Annotated in this window: 4 protein-coding genes and 1 pseudogene; all 5 read left to right on the top strand. The window is 68.6% G+C overall.

From position 1 onward, the window contains the following. Positions 1 to 128, top strand: a pseudogene (locus VGS97_RS29470) (type III polyketide synthase); the annotation flags it as partial. Beyond that, positions 122 to 871: an enoyl-CoA-hydratase DpgB gene (gene dpgB, locus VGS97_RS08205; RefSeq protein WP_326852664.1), complete on the top strand. Its 750-nt coding sequence runs from the start codon at positions 122 to 124 to the stop codon at positions 869 to 871. The pseudogene VGS97_RS29470 and the gene dpgB, both read left to right, overlap by 7 nt. Beyond that, positions 861 to 2,204 (top strand): (3,5-dihydroxyphenyl)acetyl-CoA 1,2-dioxygenase DpgC, encoded by a 1,344-nt coding sequence (gene dpgC / locus VGS97_RS08210; protein ID WP_326852665.1) that lies wholly within the window; start codon positions 861 to 863, stop codon positions 2,202 to 2,204. Before dpgB ends, dpgC begins: the two co-directional genes overlap by 11 nt. Positions 2,205 to 2,216: 12 nt before the next feature. Then, the gene (locus VGS97_RS08215) at positions 2,217 to 3,506 is read left to right on the top strand and encodes a PLP-dependent aminotransferase family protein (protein ID WP_326852666.1); all 1,290 of its coding nucleotides are present in this window, start codon (positions 2,217 to 2,219) and stop codon (positions 3,504 to 3,506) included. Between the two features lie 137 nt (positions 3,507 to 3,643). Further along, on the top strand, positions 3,644 to 4,406 hold a 763-nt coding region (locus tag VGS97_RS08220), incomplete at its 3' end, for a methyltransferase (protein WP_326852667.1).

Raw genomic sequence — 4,406 nt, forward strand, 5'->3', positions numbered from 1 at the left:
CCAGCGGTTCCTTCCTGTTCTCCTACGACCGGCTACTCGGCGAGGGCTTGGCAGAGCACGGAGACCACGGCGTGATGATGACGATGGGTCCGGGTTCGACGATCGAAATGGCGTTGCTGCAATGGTGAAGAACGACTTGGCCTCGAACGGCTCGGCGGCGCCCGCGAACGCCGCTGACGGTCTGCGGGTGCGCCTGGACGGTTCGCTCCCGCTGGCCGAGCTGACCGCGCTGCTGAACGGGCTGTGCGATCGGGCGCAGGAGTGCGGGCCTCCGGCGATCGCCGTGTTGACGCTCGCGGTCACCCGTCCGGAGGATCGCTCCTGGCCGGGCCGGGTGGCCATCCGTGACGTCAATCGCTGGGAGAAGGCGGTACACCGGCTTGAAAAGCAGGACAACGTCACCATCGCCGTGGCACCCGGAATGTGTGGTGGGCCTGCTCTGGACGTACTGCTCGCCACTGATTATCGGATCGCGACCGCGCAGACACGCATCCTGCTGCCGGTGAATGACGGCCAGTTCTGGCCTGGAATGGCGCTGCACCGGCTGGTCCACCAGGTGGGAATCGCCCGCGCCAGGCAGCTCGTGATGTGGGGCCACGAACTTTCTCTGGCCCAGGCGCTGGACCTGGGGCTGGTCGACGAGTGCGCCGACAACGCCGACGCCGCGGTGGCCGCGGCCATGGTCCTGCTCGGCCGGATCGCGCAATCCGACCTCGCGGTTCGCCGGCGACTGCTGCTGGAGGCGCCGCAGGCCGGGTTCGACGAAGCGTTGGGCGTGCACTTGGCCGCGTGTGACAGGGAACTGCGCCGACTCGACCGGGTCGCCGGACTGGACGGCGACTCTCCGGCCGAGGCGATCGATGGGGACTGAATCCGTCATCGACGACACGACCGAGTGGACGCGGCGCCTCCCGTCGCTGTCCGGCCGGTTCGAGACCGACGCCGCCGCCGCGACCGCCTTCCTCGGCGCGGGACAGGACCTGCTCGCCGCGCTCGGCCCCAAGCCGAAGCGCGACGAGCGGGCGCAGACGGTCGCCGAGCGAGTGATCGGCCTGTCCCGCGGCCTGCGCGAGGACTTCATGAATCGGCACGCGGAACCTGTGTACGACGAGCTCACGCAAGGGCGTCGCAGACATCTGCTGTTGACCGATCTGGTGTACACCGCGGCGCAGAGATTCCCCGGGCTGGTGCCCTCGCGCGCGCTCATGGAGGCCGAAAGCGGCCTTGCGCAGCAGGACAAGGACGGCCTGGAGATCGACCAAGGCGTGTTCGTGCGCGCCGTGCTTCGTTCCCCGGCCGCGGGAGGCCACCTGCTCGCCACGATGCGGCTGCCGTCACCGGCGGCGCTCGAACTGCTCGGCCGGTTCCGCGAGACCGGGTCGGTCGCCCTGGAAACGCTGTCGCTGGAACGCAGGCGCACCGCCGCGCACCTGACGTTCGAGAACCAGCGCTGCCTCAACGCCGAGGACAACAAGCTCATCCGCGACATGGAGACGGCCGTGGACCTGGCGCTGCTCGACGAGCAGGTTCAGGTCGGGGTGCTGCGCGGCGCGGTCATGACGCATCCTCGGTATCGCGGCCGCAGGGTGTTCAGCGCCGGCATCAATCTCAAGGATCTGCACGAAGGCCGGATCTCATACCTCGACTTCCTGCTGCGCCGTGAACTCGGTTACATCAGCAAACTGATCCGAGGCGTGCTGCCGGAGCCGGGCCGGGAGGCGGTGCAAAAGCCCTGGGTGGCCGCGGTGGACTCGTTCGCCATCGGCGGCGGCATGCAACTGCTGCTCGCGGCAGACTGGGTCATCGCCGCCGACGACGCCTTCTTCAGCCTGCCGGCGGCCCAGGAGGGCATCGTCCCCGGAGCGGCCAACCTGCGGCTGGGGCGGCACGCCGGAGCCAGACTCGCCCGCCGCGTCATCCTGGGCGGACAGCGGATCCACGCCTCGTCCGCCGAGGCCGGCGCGTTCTGCGACGAGGTGGTGCCGCCAGCCGCCATGGACGCGGCGATCGAGGCGGCGGCGCTGGCGATGTCCGGCCCGGCGGTGGTGGCCAACCGGATGATGCTGAACCTGGCGGAGGAGCCCGAGGACGGCTTCCGTGCCTACATGGCCGAGTTCGCCCTCGTACAGGCGCGCCGGATGTACAGCGAGGATGTCATCGGCAAGGTGGGCAGATTCACCGCGTCCGCCGAGCGCGGACGCTGACGGGGACACCCGATGCTCGAACTCGACCACACCAGCCTGCACGGTTCACTGACGGATCCGGTGCTCGGCTCGATCAGCTTCCTGAACGAGGTCATGTCCCGCTACCCCGACGCGATCTCGTTCGCCCCCGGGGCGCCGAATCTGGCCCATCTCGACCACACCGACCTCTCCCGCTTCACCACGGGATACCTCGACCATTTGACCGGCGAACGCGGCATGGACGCGGCCCGGGCCCGGCGCCTGCTTCACGAGTACGGCCCAAGCAGAGGGCTGATCAACGACCTGGTGGCCGGAGCCCTGCGAACCGACTACGGCATCGACGTTCCCGACTCGGCCGTCGTCATCACGGTCGGCGCGCAGGAGGCGATGCTGCTGTCGCTGCGAGCCCTGTTCGGCACGCCGGCGGACCTGCTCGCCGTCGTCACTCCCTGCTTCACCGGAATCATCGGAGCGGCGCGACTTCTGGACATCGGCGTCGTCGCGGTGCCCGAGGACGGCGACGGAGTGGACGCCGAGCAGCTGCTCGCACAGTGCCAGGCTGCCCGTTCAAGGGGTCGGCGAGTGCGTGCGCTCTACGTCGCGCCGGACTTCGCGAATCCGTCGGGCACGCTTCTCCCACTGGACCGCCGGCTCCGGCTGCTCGACCTGGCGGAGCAAGAGGACCTCGTCATCCTCGAAGACACCGTCTACGGATTCACCGCGCTCGCCGGGGAGCACCTGCCGACCCTCAAAGCACTGGACCGGGCCGGCCGAGTGGTCCAGGTGGGCTCGTTCGCGAAAACGTGCCTGCCGGGCGCGCGGGTCGGTTACGCCGTCGCGGATCAACGCATCCGCGTCGCCGACGGTTCCACACGGCTACTCGCGGACGCGTTGGCGGACATCAAGACCATGGTGACCGTGAACACCTCCGCGCTGAGCCAGGCCGTGATCGGCGGAATGCTGCTTGAGCACGGAGGTTCGCTCAGCGCCCTCGGCGCCGCCCGAGCCCCGGTCTACCGGCGCAATCTCGCCGCGCTCCTCGACGCGCTGGACCGGCGGCTGTCCGGGCTCGGCGGTCAGGTCTCGTGGAATCGGCCGACCGGCGGCTTCTTCGTCCGGCTCCGGCTTCCCGTGCCCGCGGACGTGAAGTTGCTCGACGTGTCGGCCGCGGACTTCGGAGTGCTGTGGACGCCGATGTCCCTGTTTCACTTGGACGGCTCCGAACGCGACGAGATAAGGCTCTCGTGCAGCTACCTGGAGCCCGACCGGATCGACGAGGGCGCCGCCCGCCTCGCCGAGTTCGTCCACAGCATCGCGGCATGACGCGGCATGACGTGCCACCGACAAACTGAGGAAGCCCCTTGATGAACGAAATGCCCGAATCGGATCCCCTGTACGAGCGCTTCCAGCTCATCATCAACGGCCCGGCGCTGTTCAACGCCGTGGTCACCGGACTTGAGTTGGACATCTTCCGGTTCCTCGCGCAACAACCCGGTGCCTCGCGCGACGAAATACAGGCCTTCACCGGAGCCCAGGCCCATCAGTTGCGTGTTCTGATGTTCGCGCTCTGCACCACGGGGCTGATCCGCCGCGATGCCGACGGCGGCTATGTCAACTCCGCGCTGGCCGAGACCTCGCTCGCGCCACACGGCCCGGACAGCTGGCGTGACATCCTCGTCGGATGGAAGACGCTGTATTACCCCGCCTTCGCCCACCTGACGGCTGCGGTGCGTGAAGGAACGAACACGGCGGCGCTCTCCGCGTTCTCCGGCACCGAACCCACGCTCTACCAGCGGCTTGGCCATCACCCGGAGCATGAGTCGATCCTGCACCGATCGATGTCGGCGTTCAGCCTGCGGAGCCTGCCGGGGCTGCTGGACAACGCGGATCTGACCGGGGTGGACCGCCTGCTCGACGTCGGAGGCGGCGACGGCACGACCGCGCGCGAACTGGCCGCCCTGCACCCCGACCTGCACGTGACGGTGTTCGACCTGTCGAGCGTCACCGACCTGGCTCGTGACGGAGCACTGCCTGGCATCGAAGGGCGAGTGCATCTTCATCCCGGCGACCTCTTCGATGACCCGTTCCCGGAGGGGTTCGGCGCCGTTCTCTTCAGCCATGTTCTCGAGGTGTTCTCCGGCGACCAGATCGCCAGCCTGCTCGAAAAGGCGGTCAAGGCTCTGCCGAGCGGTGGCAAGATCTTCATCTACGGCTTCAACGCGG

Origin of the sequence: Actinocrinis sp. (genome assembly GCF_035946395.1) — a bacterium.
In the GTDB taxonomy this organism is placed as follows: Bacteria; Actinomycetota; Actinomycetes; order Streptomycetales; family Catenulisporaceae; genus Actinocrinis.

Coding starts and splice junctions, on each gene's coding strand:
- VGS97_RS08215 (WP_326852666.1), top strand. CDS start 2,217: ATGCTCGAACTCGACCACACCAGCCTGCACGGTTCACTGACGGATCCG.
- dpgB (WP_326852664.1), top strand. CDS start 122: ATGGTGAAGAACGACTTGGCCTCGAACGGCTCGGCGGCGCCCGCGAAC.
- dpgC (WP_326852665.1), top strand. CDS start 861: ATGGGGACTGAATCCGTCATCGACGACACGACCGAGTGGACGCGGCGC.